The 15819-nt window shown below is 53.7% G+C and carries 11 protein-coding genes; 4 read left to right on the forward strand and 7 right to left on the reverse strand.

Annotation, left to right across the window (positions count from 1 at the left end; all coding sequences use genetic code 11):
- The first annotated feature begins 192 nt into the window (after positions 1-192).
- Positions 193-552, forward strand: coding sequence for a 6-carboxytetrahydropterin synthase QueD (queD, locus tag GA0061071_RS07910; RefSeq protein ID WP_061497441.1), 360 nt, complete (start codon positions 193-195; stop codon positions 550-552).
- A gap of 45 nt (positions 553-597) precedes the next feature.
- Here queD and queE read toward each other — a convergent pair whose 3' ends face one another.
- A complete protein-coding gene (gene queE / locus GA0061071_RS07915) occupies positions 598-1269 on the reverse strand; it encodes a 7-carboxy-7-deazaguanine synthase QueE (protein WP_061500156.1) in 672 nt (223 codons plus the stop codon).
- A gap of 202 nt (positions 1270-1471) precedes the next feature.
- On the opposite strand from queE, the gene GA0061071_RS07920 reads away from it, so the two are divergent.
- Both GA0061071_RS07920 and GA0061071_RS07925 read left to right on the forward strand, forming a co-directional pair.
- Positions 1472-2428, forward strand: coding sequence for a TPM domain-containing protein (locus GA0061071_RS07920; protein ID WP_061497444.1), 957 nt, complete (start codon positions 1472-1474; stop codon positions 2426-2428).
- Positions 2429-2787: 359 nt separating this feature from the next.
- Entirely contained in the window at positions 2788-3897 is a 1110-nt protein-coding gene (locus GA0061071_RS07925; protein WP_061497446.1) for an SDR family oxidoreductase, read from the forward strand.
- A 67-nt stretch (positions 3898-3964) separates the two neighbouring features.
- Here GA0061071_RS07925 and eno read toward each other — a convergent pair whose 3' ends face one another.
- The 5 genes from eno to rlmD all read right to left on the reverse strand — a co-directional run bounded on the left by eno (position 3965) and on the right by rlmD (position 11784).
- Positions 3965-5263, reverse strand: a complete 1299-nt coding sequence (gene eno / locus GA0061071_RS07930) for a phosphopyruvate hydratase (protein WP_061497448.1) — start codon at positions 5261-5263, stop codon at positions 3965-3967.
- An 81-nt stretch (positions 5264-5344) separates the two neighbouring features.
- Positions 5345-6982, reverse strand: coding sequence for a glutamine hydrolyzing CTP synthase (gene pyrG, locus GA0061071_RS07935; RefSeq protein ID WP_088236820.1), 1638 nt, complete (start codon positions 6980-6982; stop codon positions 5345-5347).
- 352 nt (positions 6983-7334) lie between these two features.
- A complete protein-coding gene (gene mazG, locus GA0061071_RS07940) occupies positions 7335-8126 on the reverse strand; it encodes a nucleoside triphosphate pyrophosphohydrolase (protein ID WP_061497452.1) in 792 nt (263 codons plus the stop codon).
- A 66-nt stretch (positions 8127-8192) separates the two neighbouring features.
- Entirely contained in the window at positions 8193-10430 is a 2238-nt protein-coding gene (gene relA, locus GA0061071_RS07945; protein ID WP_061497454.1) for a GTP diphosphokinase, read from the reverse strand.
- A 52-nt stretch (positions 10431-10482) separates the two neighbouring features.
- Positions 10483-11784 (reverse strand): 23S rRNA (uracil(1939)-C(5))-methyltransferase RlmD, encoded by a 1302-nt coding sequence (rlmD, locus tag GA0061071_RS07950; RefSeq protein WP_088236821.1) that lies wholly within the window; start codon positions 11782-11784, stop codon positions 10483-10485.
- A gap of 56 nt (positions 11785-11840) precedes the next feature.
- Here rlmD and barA point away from each other — a divergent pair, with 56 nt between their 5' ends.
- Positions 11841-14609, forward strand: a complete 2769-nt coding sequence (gene barA / locus GA0061071_RS07955) for a two-component sensor histidine kinase BarA (RefSeq protein ID WP_088236822.1) — start codon at positions 11841-11843, stop codon at positions 14607-14609.
- A gap of 45 nt (positions 14610-14654) precedes the next feature.
- Here barA and GA0061071_RS07960 read toward each other — a convergent pair whose 3' ends face one another.
- Positions 14655-15794 carry a glycerate kinase gene (locus GA0061071_RS07960; protein ID WP_088236823.1) on the reverse strand — a complete coding sequence of 380 codons (1140 nt, stop codon included), beginning with the start codon at positions 15792-15794 and terminating at the stop codon, positions 14655-14657.
- Between the last annotated feature and the right edge of the window lie 25 nt (positions 15795-15819).

Below are 15819 nucleotides of genomic sequence, written 5' to 3' on the forward strand. Positions count from 1 at the left end.
ACCAAAAGAACTAACCTCTTTTGGTTATAGTTATTAACACTAAAACAGGTTAATCAACTCTTTGAATTTCATATAAAAAACAGACGTTACATTCTATTTGGACGATGTTGACCGCTTTTAGTGATTTTAATTAATGCTAAAAAAGGTCATTTCCGCTACCATGCGGCGGTTTTTTTAGCCAGAGAGTGCATTATGTCTACCACCTTGTTTAAAGATTTCACCTTTGAAGCCGCTCACCATCTGCCGCATGTACCGCAGGGGCATAAGTGCGGTCGTCTGCATGGCCACTCTTTTATGGTGCGCCTGGAGATCACCGGCGAGGTGGATCCTTATACCGGCTGGATCATGGACTTTGCGGAGCTGAAAGCGGCGTTTAAACCGCTCTACGACCGACTCGATCACTACTACCTGAATGAAATCCCGGGACTGGAAAACCCAACCAGCGAAGTGCTGGCGAAATGGATTTGGGATCAGATGAAGCCCGTCGTGCCGCTGCTTAGCGCGGTGATGGTGAAAGAGACCTGCACCGCCGGGTGCGTCTACCGCGGCTGATCCACTCGTCGTAAACAATAAACCCGCCGCTGGCGGGTTTATGTATCAGGCAATATTCAGATATTTGTGCGTCTGCATTGACAACCGCCAGTTACGGGCGATACAGGTTTCGATACATAACCGCGTCGCGTCCTCTTTCTGGCTGATGGGCTGCAGGGCGATCACCCGGTGTTTATCATCAGCAAGCTGCGACAGCAGGGTATCCAGCGCTTCGATGTCGCGCAAACGTCCTACCGGGTGCTTTATTTCATCAGCGCGCTCCAGCGCCTGCTGTAACACTTCATAGCCGCCGCGCATATTGACCTTTGGCGACACCGTCACCCAGGTAGTGTGCGAAGCGCGCACCTCATGAGTGCCGCTGGTTTCTATCTGGCAGCTAAAGCCATTTTTCTCCAGCGTTGCCGTCAGCGGGATCAGATCATGAATACAGGGTTCGCCGCCGGTAATCACCACATGGCGCGCAGTCCAGCCCTGGCGTTGAATAATGGCGAGCAGATCTTCACTGTTCGCCGCGCCCCACTTATCGCTCTCTTTAGTCTTCGCAAGGATGCTGAACAGCGACACTTCCCGATCCGCAAGCTTATCCCAGGTGTGTTTGGTGTCGCACCAGGCGCACCCCACCGGGCATCCCTGTAAACGAATAAAAATAGCGGGAACGCCGGTAAAGTAACCCTCGCCTTGCAAGGTCTGGAACATCTCATTAATCGGGTACTGCATCATCACTCTTACTGGAAGTTTAAAGAAGTAATTATTGCAGATTACCGCCCACCGATCATGTGCCATTTGCGCCACCCGCGCCGGGAGCGCTTTTAACCGCTGAAATGAATGACTATCAGTAATGGCAAATTGTCATAGCGGAAGAATAGCCGCTATTATGCTGGGGTAATTCCTCTCTTATTGCCCTGCAAGGATGATGCATATGGCGCGCATACTGGCAATGTTGCTGGTACTGACAGGCTTTGCCGCTCAGGCTCTGGCCTCCCCGATTCCGCCGATGAACGGCTTTGTTAACGATCCGGATGAACTGTTGACCTCATGGGAACGGGCAGAGCTTAACCACCAGGTGAATATACTCAATGAGCGCTCCGGCACGCAAACTGCCGTACTGGTGGTACAAAGCACCGGCAACGACACTATTGAGCAATTTGCCTGGCGGGTGTTTAACCAATGGCGATTAGGCAATGCCCTGCGTAATGACGGCATATTGTTGCTGGTCGCATGGCAGGACCGCCATGTCAGGATCGAGGTAGGAACCGGGCTTGAAGGAATGCTTACGGACGCATTGGCAGGCAGAATCATTAATGAGTACATCATTCCGCCCTTTAAATCCGGCGAGCTGGCAACAGGGATCACCCAGGGTGTGGAAGGGATCAGTACCGTACTTGCCAGCCAGCCTTTGCCCAAAGCGGAACCACCGACATTTTGGCAGGAGATATCTGCGTATTTTTCCCTGTGGAAGAGTCTGCTGGCGCTGGCGGTGGTGATCATTTTCCTGACGGTAACCGGCAGGCTGCGGTTATTAGCAGCACTGTTCGTTGTTGCCTGCCCGCTGACGCTGATACTGCTGTTTTTCAGTGACCAGGCACCGTGGTTGATGCCCTATGTCTGGTTCAGCGGCTCGATTCCGGTTGCCATACTCATTATGGTGCTCGGCGTCCTGTTTATTTATCCTCAGCGCCTGAGTGCCGCAGGGCGGCAGAAATACCGCGAGAGCCGCCAAAGCAATCATTTGAGTAGCGCCGCCACCGTCTGGACCAGCACCGACACCACGCATTACAGCAGTAGCGATAGCACAAGCCATAGCAGCAGTGACAGTTCCAGCTCCGGGGGGGATGGTGGCTCAAGCGATGGCGGCGGTTCATCGGGCAATTGGTAAACTCGCCGTGTAACGCTCAGTGTATGGCTATTACGTTGCAGGGATTTCCCTGCAACGCGATTATTTAACCAGGTCAGAAATGATGTAACCAAATATTATTTATCTTACACTTTGAATTATCTGCGCGGGCAAATGCCGGCGCTTTCCGGTAAAAATAACCAGCACGAAATCAACCAGATAACTATTTCATTATTCACGGGTGAATTTTTCGCTGCGCTTCATTGTCAAAGTTCAATCCCCTTTCGTATGTACCTTAAAATAAGCTTAAGAAGCCCCCAAAAACCCCGCCATCTTATTTACATAGCGTTTAGCTTTCTGTGCCTAAAATCCGCCAAATCGACCATGATGAGATAGCACTCGTGAATACATTATTGATAACAGGCGTGACCGGGTTTCTTGGCGGGGCAGTATTAGAAAAAATCCTTAATGGCAATGACGCGATGAATTTGCTGCTGCTGGTTCGGGCGAACGACGCCGCAGCCGGTATTGAGCGCGTGAAGTCTAATATGCGCAAATTTAACCTCAGCGAAGAGACATTGCAGCGACTGACCGCCGATCAGGTTTTGCTTGGTGATCTGGGCGAACCGGAGGGATTTCTGGATGATCCGCGACTGGAGTCGGTCACGCATGTGCTGAACTGCGCAGCGGTCGCCTCATTCGGTAATAACCCGCTGGTGTGGAAAGTGAACGTCGAAGGCACGCTGGCCTTTGCCCGTCGCATGTCTCAGGTCACAGGATTACAACGTTTTCTGCATGTGGGTACGGCAATGTCGTGCACGCCAGAGCCCGACTCACTGGTGCCGGAAAGCGCAGAATTTCGCGAGAATGCCGAGCACCTGGTCACGTATACCCGCTCTAAGTCCACCATCGAACAGTTGATGCGTACAGAGTGCCCGCAGTTGCCGCTGGTCATTGCACGCCCGTCTATCGTCGTCGGCCATACCAGCCATGGTTGCCAGCCTTCCACCAGCATTTTCTGGGTCTTTAGCATGGGGCTGATGCTGCAAAAATTTATCTGCTCGCTGGAAGATCGCATCGACGTTATCCCTGTCGATTATTGCGCCGATGCACTGCTGATGCTGCTTAAAGGCCAGATCGCTAACGGTGAAGTGGTGCACATTTCTGCAGGTGAAGAGAACAGTGTGCGCTTTGCGGATATCGACCGCGCGATGGCCAAAGCACTGGAGAAAGCTCCGGTCGGCGATAAATACGCCCAGGTGAGCTATGAAACCTTAGTGAAAATGCGCCGCGAGCTGAAAGATATTTTCGGGCCGTGTAATGAACGCCTGATGCTGAAAGCCATGCGTCTGTATGGCGCTTTTGCTGAACTGAACGTACGTTTCAGCAATGATAAACTGCTCAGCATGGGGATGCCGAAGCCGCCGCGTTTTACCGATTATATCGCCCGCTGTGTACAGACGACGCACGGTCTGTCTATCCCGCAACAGATGGAAGTCGATTTCAAATAGTCGGTATCAAAAAGCCAAAAAAAATGCCAGTCAATCGACTGGCATTTTTCATGTAAGGCTGAGGCGATTATGCCTGACCTTTGATCTCTTTACGACCGTTGTACGGAGCTTGTTCACCCAGCGCTTCTTCAATACGAATCAGCTGGTTGTATTTAGCAACGCGGTCAGAACGGCTCATAGAACCGGTTTTGATCTGGCCAGCCGCGGTACCTACCGCCAGGTCAGCGATGGTTGCGTCTTCAGTTTCGCCAGAACGGTGAGAAATGACAGCGGTGTAACCTGCGTCTTTCGCCATTTTGATCGCAGCCAGCGTTTCGGTCAGAGAACCGATCTGGTTGAATTTGATCAGAATGGAGTTAACGATGCCTTTCTCGATACCTTCTTTCAGGATTTTGGTGTTGGTTACGAACAGATCGTCACCAACCAGCTGGATTTTGTCGCCCAGGACTTTAGTCTGGTATGCAAAGCCAGTCCAGTCAGATTCGTCCAGACCATCTTCGATAGAAACGATCGGATACTGTTTGGTCAGATCTTCCAGGAAGTGGGTGAACTCTTCAGAGGTGAACGCTTTGTTGCCTTCGCCAGCCAGAACGTATTTACCGTCTTTGTAGAACTCAGACGCTGCGCAGTCCATCGCCAGGGTGATATCTTTACCCAGCTCGTAACCTGCTGCTTTAACCGCTTCAGCGATAACAGCCAGCGCTTCTGCGTTGGAACCCAGGTTCGGCGCATAGCCGCCTTCGTCACCCACAGCAGTGTTCATGCCTTTGGATTTCAGTACTTTAGCCAGGTTATGGAACACTTCTGAACCCATACGTACTGCTTCTTTCAGGGATTTCGCGCCAACCGGCTGAATCATGAATTCCTGAATGTCGACGTTGTTGTCAGCGTGCTCACCACCGTTGATGATGTTCATCATCGGTACCGGCATGGAGTATTTGCCCGGAGTGCCGTTCAGTTCAGCGATGTGTGCGTACAGCGGCAGGCCTTTAGAAGCAGCAGCAGCTTTAGCAGTAGCCAGAGAAACAGCCAGGATTGCGTTCGCGCCGAAGTTGGATTTGTTTTCGGTGCCGTCCAGGTCGATCATGATCTTGTCGATGCCAGCCTGATCTTTGGCGTCTTTGCCAAGGATTGCCTGAGCAATCGGGCCGTTAACCGCGCCAACCGCTTTCAGTACGCCTTTACCCATGAAACGGGATTTGTCGCCATCGCGCAGTTCCAGCGCTTCGCGGGAACCCGTGGAAGCACCTGACGGCGCAGCAGCCAGACCGACGAAACCACCTTCCAGGTGTACTTCGGCTTCAACAGTCGGGTTACCACGGGAGTCGATGATTTCACGACCGATGACTTTAACGATTTTGGACATTAGGTTTTCCTCAGTACAAGTTAAACTAAAACTCCAGACAAACAACGCGTACCCTGGGGTACGCGTTGCTGTTGTAACTTTTTACTTCGCCTGACGCTTCTGGTACTCGCTGGCGGCTTTCACAAAGCCTGCAAACAGCGGATGCCCGTCACGCGGCGTAGATGTAAATTCCGGATGGAACTGACAAGCGACGAACCACGGATGATTCGGCACTTCGATGATCTCGACCAACTGATCATCACCGGAACGGCCCGCAACGCGCAGACCTGCAGCTTCAATTTGTTTCAACAGCATGTTGTTGACTTCGTAACGATGACGATGACGCTCGACGATAGTCGGCTCACCGTACAGCTGGCGAACCAGGCTGCCATCGTCAAGCTGGCACTGCTGTGCGCCGAGGCGCATGGTGCCACCGAGATCGCTCTTCTCCGAACGGACTTCGACGTTGCCGTCTTCATCACGCCATTCGGTAATAAGCGCCACAACCGGGTACTTACAGTCTGGCACAAATTCCGTCGAGTTGGCGTTCTCCATCCCGACTACATTACGAGCAAATTCAATCAACGCCACCTGCATACCGAGGCAAATGCCCAGGTAAGGAATCTGGTTTTCACGCGCATAGCGTGCGGTAGCGATCTTGCCTTCCACACCGCGGTAGCCGAAGCCGCCAGGAATGAGGATAGCATCCAGACCTTTCAGAATTTCGACACCGCGCGTTTCCACATCCTGCGAGTCAATCAGCTTGATGTTGACGGTCACGCGGTTTTTCAGGCCACCGTGTTTCAGGGCTTCAATCACTGATTTGTAGGCGTCCGGCAGTTCAATATACTTACCGACCATACCGATGGTGACTTCCCCTGACGGATTCGCTTCTTCGTAGATCACCTGTTCCCATTCGGCCAGGTTTGCTTCCGGACAGTTCAAGCTGAATCGTTTACAAATATAATCGTCCAGCCCCTGAGATTTCAACAGGCCCGGGATTTTATAAATGGAATCGACGTCTTTCAGAGAAATCACAGCTTTTTCTGGAACGTTACAGAACAAAGCAATTTTTGCGCGTTCATTAGCAGGAACCGCGCGATCGGAACGACAAATCAGAATATCCGGCTGGATGCCGATAGAAAGCAGCTCTTTTACAGAATGCTGTGTTGGTTTGGTTTTGACTTCCCCGGAAGCCGCCATGTACGGCACCAGCGTCAGGTGCATGTAGAGTGTGCGCTCGCGGCCCACTTCTACTGCCATCTGGCGAATGGCTTCGAGGAACGGCAGAGATTCGATATCGCCAACGGTGCCGCCGATTTCCACCAGCGCCACATCATGGCCTTCACCGCCAGCAATGATGCGTTCTTTAATCGCGTTGGTGATATGCGGAATCACCTGTACGGTCGCGCCCAGATAATCGCCACGACGTTCTTTACGCAGAACCTCGGAGTAGATGCGGCCAGTAGTGAAGTTGTTACGACGGGTCATCTTGGTGCGGATGAAGCGCTCGTAGTGACCCAAATCCAGATCGGTTTCAGCGCCATCTTCGGTAACGAACACTTCGCCATGCTGGATTGGACTCATTGTACCCGGATCGACGTTGATATACGGATCGAGTTTCATCATGGTGACGTTGAGGCCACGGGCTTCAAGAATGGCTGCCAGGGAGGCTGCGGCAATGCCTTTACCCAGAGAGGATACGACCCCGCCGGTCACAAAAATATAGTTCGTTGTCATGCTGAACCTGAGAAGTTAGGTTTAAAAGACGATGGAATAACCAGGACGGGAAAGCAGTATACCCGATCATGGCTTGTGCCACAAACTTTCATTAACCCTCTCCTTCGTTCTTCAGGCCGCATCTGCGTTGGCTTCTTTCGCTTACCCCGTTCACGGAGTCTTTCTCTGTGCCCCGGGATTCGCTCGGTTGCCGCCTTGCTGCGACCCGAATGACTCGAAGAGGCGATTCTCAAGGCGTTTCAACAAATATAAGGAGTGTGAAAATAGCCACTTTCAGGTAAATGTTTTTGACGTAAATCAAGCGCTTGTTATTTTAAAAATCACACAAATAGCGCTTACTGGAACAAATCCGTTAAAGATCATATTCCTGGCGTTTTACCTGCTGCCAGACATTTTCCATTGTTTCCAGATCCACGCCTGTCATTTCCAGCCCGCGCTCGCGGACAATACGCTCAACTTCGCGGAAACGGCGTTCAAACTTGAGGTTGGCTTTTTGCAGCGCGGTTTCTGCTTTTACCCCAAGATGACGGGAAAGATTGACCGTGGCGAACAACAAATCGCCCATTTCTTCTTCCAGTTTCGCATCGTCCACAACGACCTGTTTCGCCTCGTGCATCACCTCATCAATCTCTTCATAGACTTTGTCGAGCACCGGGCCGAGGGTAGTCCAGTCAAAGCCGACGGTAGAACAGCGTTTCTGGATTTTATGCGCGCGCATCAACGCTGGCAGACTATGGGGAATATCATCCAGCGCCGAATGTTGCGCCTTTTCCGCCCGCTCTTCGCTTTTGATTTGCTCCCAGCGAGTCAGCACTTCCGTGCTGGTTTCCGCGTGCGCATCACCGAAGATATGCGGGTGGCGTCGCTCCAGCTTGTCGCTGATAGCGGCACAAATGTCGTTGAAATCAAAACGCCCCTCTTCCTGCGCCATCTGCGCGTAAAACACCACCTGGAATAGCAAGTCGCCCAGCTCACCGCGCAAATCGTCAAAATCCTCACGGGAAATCGCGTCCAGCACTTCATACGTCTCTTCCAGCGTGTACGGCGCGATGGTGGCGAAGGTTTGTTCTTTGTCCCACGGGCAGCCAGTTTCCGGGTCGCGCAGGCGTTGCATAATCCCGAGCAAACGGTCGATTTGAGTCATGAGAAATCCCTGATCATAAAACGTTGCTCCTCTCCCCGCAGGGAGAGGAGTTGAGTGAAGAGAAAATCAGCCGCCGTGCAGACGACGGGCGTCGATCACATCCGGCACCTGGTTAAGTTTACCCAGCACGCGGCCCAGTACCTGCAGGTTATAGATTTCGATATTCATATCGATGGTGGCCAGCTGCTGCTTCGTATCGCTGCGGCTGGCGACGCCCAACACATTCACCTTCTCGTTGGCGAGGATCGTGGTGATATCGCGCAGCAAGCCACTGCGATCGTTGGCGGTAACACGCACCACCAGCGAGTAACCTGCCGAGTAGCTTTCGCCCCAGACGGCTTCCACGATGCGCTCCGGCGCGACCGTGCGCAGCTCTTCAAGCTGATCGCAGTCGGCGCGGTGAATCGAGATCCCACGCCCCTGAGTGATAAAACCAACGATCTCATCCCCCGGGATCGGCTGGCAGCACCGTGCAATATGGTGCATCAGATTACCCACGCCTTCCACCACCACGCGACCGTTGTCTTTACTGCGGGTTTGCGGCGTATAGGTTTTCTGCTGCAACTGCTTCAGTGCGGCGGCATCCTGCTCTGCTGCGCTCGGTTTATTGAACTGCGATTGCAGGAAGTTCACCATCTGGTTAAGACGAATATCCCCACCGCCAATCGCCGCGAGCAACTCTTCCATTTCGTTAAAGTTGTAGCGCGGCAGCAGATGTTTTTCCGCCTCTTTCAGGCTGATGCCCAGATGCGCCAGCTCATCGTCGAGGATCTGCCGCCCGGCCAGGATGTTTTTGTCACGATCCTGTTTACGGAACCAGGCGTGGATCTTCGAACGCCCACGGCTGGTGGTCACATAGCCGAGGTTCGGGTTCAGCCAGTCGCGGCTTGGGTTTGGCTGCTTCTGAGTGATGATTTCAATCTGATCGCCCATCTGCAACTGGTATGTAAAGGGCACAATGCGCCCGCTAATTTTCGCGCCGATGCAGCGGTGCCCCACGTCACTGTGAATATGGTAAGCGAAGTCCAGCGGCGTGGAGCCTGCCGGTAAGTCCACCACATCCCCTTTCGGCGTAAACACATACACCCGATCGTCGAACACCTGGCTGCGCACTTCATCAAGCATCTCGCCAGAGTCGGCCATCTCTTCCTGCCAGGCGATCAGTTTACGCAGCCAGGCAATACGGTCTTCATGAGCGGAACGTGGGCTGCCTGCAACGGCTGTACCCTCTTTGTACTTCCAGTGCGCCGCCACACCCAGTTCAGCGTCTTCATGCATCTGGCGGGTACGGATCTGGATCTCCACCGTTTTCCCGCCCGGCCCCAGTACCACGGTATGGATCGACTGATAACCGTTCGGTTTCGGGTTGGCGACATAGTCATCAAACTCATCCGGCAAATGGCGGTAATGGGTATGGACAATCCCTAACGCCGCGTAACAATCCTGCAAGCGTTCAGCGACAATACGCACGGCGCGCACATCAAACAGCTCGTCAAAAGCGAGGTGTTTTTTCTGCATTTTGCGCCAGATGCTGTAAATGTGTTTCGGACGACCATATACCTCGGCTTTAACGCCTTCGTTTTTCATCTCTGTACGCAAATGGCCGACGAACTCGTCAATATAGTGTTCACGATCGATACGCCGCTCGTGCAACAGTTTGGCGATGCGTTTGTATTCCGCCGGGTGCAAATAGCGGAAGCAGTAATCTTCCAGCTCCCATTTCAGTTGCCCGATCCCGAGGCGGTTCGCCAACGGCGCATAGATATTCGTACACTCTTTGGCCGCCAGCACGCGTTCATCTTCCGGCGCATCTTTTACTTCGCGCAAGTGCGCGATACGTTCAGCCAGCTTGATCACCACGCAGCGGAAATCATCCACCATCGCCAGCAGCATACGGCGGACGTTATCCACCTGTTCGGAGGAGACAGAATCGGTGTGGGTGGCTTTAAGCTGGCGGATGGCGGCCATATCGCGTACGCCGTGAATCAGGTTAACGACGGAAGCGCCCACGCTTTCACGCAACACCTCTTCGCTGACCACTTCGGCATCCGCCAGCGGGAACAGGAGCGCCGCACGCAATGTGTCCGTATCCATACTCAGCATGGAGAGGATTTCAACCATCTCGATACCGCGCGACAGCAGTATTTCCGCATTGGGATGCCCTTGCGTCTGGCGCAGACAATATTCCCAGGTTTCGGTTAAGCGTTCACACGACGGTTGACTGGTGATCCCCAGACTCGCGATCCATTTTCCCGGATCGAATTCACCCGCTTTGTTCAAATGCGCACTGCGTACCGCAACCATTGTCCTCTCCTTTCAGGGACCGGGCCTGTCGAACTCGACAAGCCGAAATTAATCATTTGTGATTCACAAACAACACCATCGACTCCAGGTGGCCTGTGTGCGGGAACATGTCCAGCATCGCCAACTGCTGAATCTGGTAACCCACATGTAAAAGCGCTTCACTGTCGCGGGCAAGGGTGGCGGGATTACAGGAAACGTACACCACCCGCTGCGGCGACAATTTTATAATATGTTGCATCACGCCTGCAGCACCTGCGCGCGCCGGATCGAGCAACACTTTGTCAAAACCCTGCCTGGCCCACGGCTGCGTTGTGACATCATCTTCCAGATTTTCATGAAAAAATGTCACATTGTGCAAGCCATTCTGTTGCGCGTTTTGCTGCGCTTTCGCCACCAGCCCGGCAACGCCTTCTACGCCGACGACACTGCCTGCGCGTTTCGCCAGCGGTAACGTGAAATTCCCCATTCCGCAGAACAGATCCAATACGCGATCGTCTGGCTGTACATCCAGCCACATCAATGCACGGGCGACCATCTGTTGGTTCACTCCGTCGTTCACCTGGATAAAATCCCGCGGACTGAACGTTAAGCGTAGCCCTTCAGAGCTGTACCAGGGAACATCTCCGCACACATGTTCCAGTATCTCGCTTTGCGGCGCCAGATACAGCGCCAGGTCATGAGAATGCGAAAACCGTTCCAGTTTTTCTTTATCATCAGTGGCTAACGGGCCGGTATGGCGTAAAACCATCAGCGGACCGTTGTCTGCATCAACCAATTCAACATGCCCAAGATGACGCACCGCTTTCAACTGCGCCAGACATTCGCGCAGCGGGGAGAGCAATGCTTCAAGTCGATGCACCAACACCGGGCAACGCGTGATAGAGACGATGTCGTTGTCACCCGCTTTACGAAAGCCCATCGCCAGTTGTTGCGTTTTTGACTGCCAGCTCAGGCTTAAGCGTGCGCGTCGGCGGTACCCCCACGGCTGAGCGGCAATCACCTCTTCGACATCGTGTTTCATCAAACGTGCCAGCGCGGCGCTTTTACTGCGCTGTTGCAGTGCAACACTGGCGTGCTGCTGCTGGCACCCCCCGCAAACGCCAAAGTGCGGGCACACGGGCGCTACACGCTCCGGGCTGTCGTTCAGGCGGCGTTTTACCTCACCGCGCGCAAATTGCCGTTTGTCCTCTTTCAGCGTGATTTCTGCCGTCTCGCCAGGCAAAAGTCCGGGAACAAACAACGCCTTACCATTATGGCGCGCAACGCCCTGACCAAAGGGATCAAGATCATTTACGGTTACCGTTAGTGTTTGACGAGTCGTCACGCGTCGTTTTGCAGAGTAGAATTGCGCCATTGCCTGGAAATATCTCATTACCGATTAATGGCCTTATTCTCCCATAACGGAATTCCATGACCAACTACAGCTTGCGCGCACGCATGATGATTCTGATCCTGGCCCCCACCGTACTTATCGGTGTGTTGCTCAGCATCTTTTTTGTTGTTCACCGCTACAACGACTTACAGCGTCAGTTGGAAGATGCCGGTGCCAGCATTATTGAACCGTTGGCGGTCTCCAGCGAATACAGTATGGCGTTGCAGGACAGAGAAGCTATTGGTCAGCTTATTAGCGTTCTGCACCGCCGTCATTCGGATATAGTGCGAGCTATCTCCATTTACGACGGCAAGAACGATGTGTTTGTTTCATCGAATTTCCAGCTTGATGGCGACGATCTGAAACTGGCGGAAGGGCAGCCTTTCCCGCGCAAATTAAGCGTGACCCGCCACGGCGATGTGATGGTGCTGCGTACGCCGATCCTTTCAGAAGGCTACGCGCCAGCGAACACCTCACTTCCGGCAGATAAAATTACCGGCAATATGCTCGGTTATGTCGCGCTGGAACTCGATCTGAAAGCCGTGCGTTTACAGCAGTACAAAGAGATTTTTATCTCCAGTCTGATGATCTTGTTCTGTATCGGCATTGCGCTGATTTTCGGCTGGCGTCTGATGCGCGATGTCACCAGTCCGATCCGTAATATGGTGAATACCGTAGACCGTATTCGTCGCGGGCAGCTTGATAGCCGTGTTGAAGGCTTTATGCTCGGTGAGCTGGATATGTTGAAAAACGGCATCAACTCGATGGCCATGTCGCTGGCGGCCTACCACGAAGAGATGCAGCACAATATTGATCAGTCCACCTCCGACCTGCGAGAAACGCTGGAGCAGATGGAGATCCAGAACGTTGAACTGGACCTGGCCAAAAAACGTGCACAAGAAGCCGCACGCATCAAATCAGAGTTCCTTGCCAACATGTCGCATGAGTTGCGTACACCGCTGAATGGGGTGATTGGCTTTACCCGCCTGACGCTGAAGTCGGAGCTGAACCCCACACAACGCGACCACCTGCTCACTATTGAGCGTTCGGCCAATAACCTGCTGGCCATCATCAACGACGTGCTCGACTTCTCAAAACTGGAAGCAGGCAAACTGATCCTTGAGAGCATTCCTTTCCCGCTGCGCAATACGCTGGATGAGGTAGTGATCCTGCTGGCGCACTCCGCCCACGATAAAGGGCTGGAGCTGACGCTAAATATCAAAAACGATGTGCCGGATAATGTGATTGGTGATCCGCTGCGTTTACAGCAAGTCATTACCAATCTGGTAGGTAATGCCATCAAGTTCACCGAAAATGGCAACATTGATGTGGTCGTGGAGAAACGCGCGATCAGTAATAACAAAGTGCAGATTGAGGTGCAGATCCGCGATACCGGCATCGGCATCCCTGAGCGTGACCAGTCGCGTTTATTCCAGGCGTTTCGTCAGGCTGACGCCAGTATTTCCCGTCGCCATGGTGGCACCGGTCTGGGCCTGGTGATCACACAGAAACTGGTTAATGAGATGGGGGGCGATATTTCGTTCCACAGCCAGCCAAACCGCGGTTCCACCTTCTGGTTCCATATCAATCTCGATCTCAACCCAAATGCCATTACCGAAGCGCCTGCAACAGGTTGCCTGGCAGGCAAACGGCTGGCGTATGTTGAGCCGAACGCCACCGCAGCGCAAAGTACGCTGGATGTGCTGAGCGAAACGCCGCTGGAGGTGGTTTACAGTCCGTCGTTCTCCGCATTGCCGCAGGATCATTACGATATTTTGCTGATGGCGATTCCGGTCACCGTTCGCGAACCGCTGAACATGCAGCATGACCGCCTCGCGCGGGCGGCGGCCATGACGGACTATCTCTTGCTGGCGCTCCCTTGCCATGCGCAAGTGAACGCGGAAGAGCTCAAACAGGATGGCGCGGCGGCTTGTCTGCTGAAACCGCTGACGCCCACACGTCTGCTACCTGCGCTCACGGAATATTGCCGTTCCACACGCTTAACCCAGACCTTTGTACCTGACGAAAGCAAACTGCCGATGTCAGTGATGGCGGTAGATGACAACCCGGCGAACCTGAAATTGATCGGCGCGCTGCTTGAGGATCAGGTCCAGCACGTTGAGCTATGCGACAGCGGTATGCAGGCCCTTGAGCGCGCCAGACAGTTGCAATTTGATCTGATCCTGATGGATATCCAGATGCCGGATATGGACGGCATCCGCGCCTGTGAGCTGATCCGCCAGTTACCTCACCAGCAGCAAACGCCGGTGATTGCCGTAACGGCGCATGCCATGGCGGGACAGAAAGAAAAATTACTGAGCGCCGGAATGAACGACTATCTGGCGAAACCGATTGAAGAAGACAAGCTGCACAACCTGCTGCTGCGCTATAAACCCGGCCCGGACATCAGCTCCTGGTTAACGCCGCCGGAGCCAGAGACGCCGCATGCAGAACCGGTGGTAAATGCAGATGTGACGCTCGACTGGCAGTTGGCCTTACGGCAGGCGGCGGGGAAAACCGATCTGGCGCGGGAGATGCTGCAAATGCTGGTGGAGTTTCTGCCGGAGATCCGCAATCAGGTGGAAGAGCAACTGGTGGGAGAGTCACCACAGGGGCTGTCGGAAGGGATCCATAAACTGCATGGTAGCTGCGGGTATAGCGGTGTTCCGCGCCTGAAAAACCTCTGCCAGCTTATCGAGCATCAGTTACGCAGCGGCGTACCGGCCGAGGAGCTGGAGCCGGAGTTTCTTGAGCTACTGGATGAAATGGACAATGTGGTACGCGAAGCGCGGAGATTGATTGGGTAGTGAGGTTGCCGGATCGGCGTTTTCGCGCCATCCGGCAAACAAAGGCTATAATGTCTGACCTGCTTTCAGCACCGCCGCCACGTTACGCGCTGTCATGCGCACGTTTTCTCTGGCATTCGCCAGCGCATCATCCAACGAACAGATCCGGTAGATGACGCTGAAAACCGCATCAATACCGTGGCTGTGCACCACACCTACATCAGCGGTCAGGCTACCAGCGATACCAATGACCGGGATCCGGTAACGTTTCGCCACTTTCGCCACCCCTACAGGCACCTTTCCGTGCACGGTCTGGCTGTCTATCCGCCCTTCCCCGGTGATCACCAGATCTGCATCCGCAACGTACTTATCCAGATCAAGCGCATCGGTAACGATCTCAATCCCGTGGCGCAGTTCCGCACCGCAAAAGGCGTACAGCGCCGCGCCCATTCCCCCGGCTGCACCGCCGCCAGCCAGATTGAGGACATCCAGATCCAGATCGCGGGCGATGATCTTCGCATAACGCCCCAGCGCATCATCCAGCCGGGAGATCATCTCAGGCGTCGCCCCTTTCTGGGGACCAAATACCGCCGACGCGCCCTCTTTACCGGTGAGTGGATTGGTCACGTCGCAAGCCACTTCGATACGGCAATGTGCCAGACGTTTATCCAGTTCGCTGATATCAATACGTTCCAGCGTCTCCAGCGCCGCACCGCCAAACGCAATCTGCTCACCCTTGCCATTCAACAATTTTGCGCCCAGCGCCTGCACCATGCCTGCACCACCGTCATTCGTGGCGCTGCCTCCGATGCCAATGATGATATGTTTCACGCCCGCATCCAGCGCGTGGCGGATCAATTCGCCGGTTCCCCAGGACGTGGTCACCAATGGATCGCGTTTCGCCGGAGGCACCTTTTCCAGCCCGCTGGCCGCCGCCATTTCAATAAAGGCAGATTTTTCATCGCCGGAAAGACCATAAAAACCGTTAGCCTGCTCGCCAAGTGGGCCCTTCACCGTCACGTTCACGATGCGCCCTTCGGTCGCGGCAACCATGGCTTCAACTGTCCCTTCTCCGCCATCTGCAACCGGTATTTTTACATATTCCGCTGAGGGAAAAATCTCGCGAAAGCCACTCTCTATGGCGGTCGCTACATCCAAAGCACTCAAACTTTCTTTATAAGAGTCAGGTGCGATAACAATTTTCATAAGCCATCCTTACGCATATTCACTG

This window comes from Kosakonia oryzendophytica (genome assembly GCF_900094925.1).
In the GTDB taxonomy this organism is placed as follows: domain Bacteria; phylum Pseudomonadota; class Gammaproteobacteria; order Enterobacterales; family Enterobacteriaceae; genus Kosakonia; species Kosakonia oryzendophytica.

What these genes read in the sequence shown, in the direction of transcription:
- barA (WP_088236822.1), top strand. Translation starts at nt 11,841, where the DNA reads ATGACCAACTACAGCTTGCGCGCACGCATGATGATTCTGATCCTGGCC.
- rlmD (WP_088236821.1), bottom strand. Translation starts at nt 11,784, where the DNA reads ATGGCGCAATTCTACTCTGCAAAACGACGCGTGACGACTCGTCAAACA.
- queD (WP_061497441.1), top strand. Translation starts at nt 193, where the DNA reads ATGTCTACCACCTTGTTTAAAGATTTCACCTTTGAAGCCGCTCACCAT.
- GA0061071_RS07960 (WP_088236823.1), bottom strand. Translation starts at nt 15,794, where the DNA reads ATGAAAATTGTTATCGCACCTGACTCTTATAAAGAAAGTTTGAGTGCT.
- pyrG (WP_088236820.1), bottom strand. Translation starts at nt 6,982, where the DNA reads ATGACAACGAACTATATTTTTGTGACCGGCGGGGTCGTATCCTCTCTG.
- eno (WP_061497448.1), bottom strand. Translation starts at nt 5,263, where the DNA reads ATGTCCAAAATCGTTAAAGTCATCGGTCGTGAAATCATCGACTCCCGT.
- mazG (WP_061497452.1), bottom strand. Translation starts at nt 8,126, where the DNA reads ATGACTCAAATCGACCGTTTGCTCGGGATTATGCAACGCCTGCGCGAC.
- relA (WP_061497454.1), bottom strand. Translation starts at nt 10,430, where the DNA reads ATGGTTGCGGTACGCAGTGCGCATTTGAACAAAGCGGGTGAATTCGAT.
- GA0061071_RS07920 (WP_061497444.1), top strand. Translation starts at nt 1,472, where the DNA reads ATGGCGCGCATACTGGCAATGTTGCTGGTACTGACAGGCTTTGCCGCT.
- queE (WP_061500156.1), bottom strand. Translation starts at nt 1,269, where the DNA reads ATGCAGTACCCGATTAATGAGATGTTCCAGACCTTGCAAGGCGAGGGT.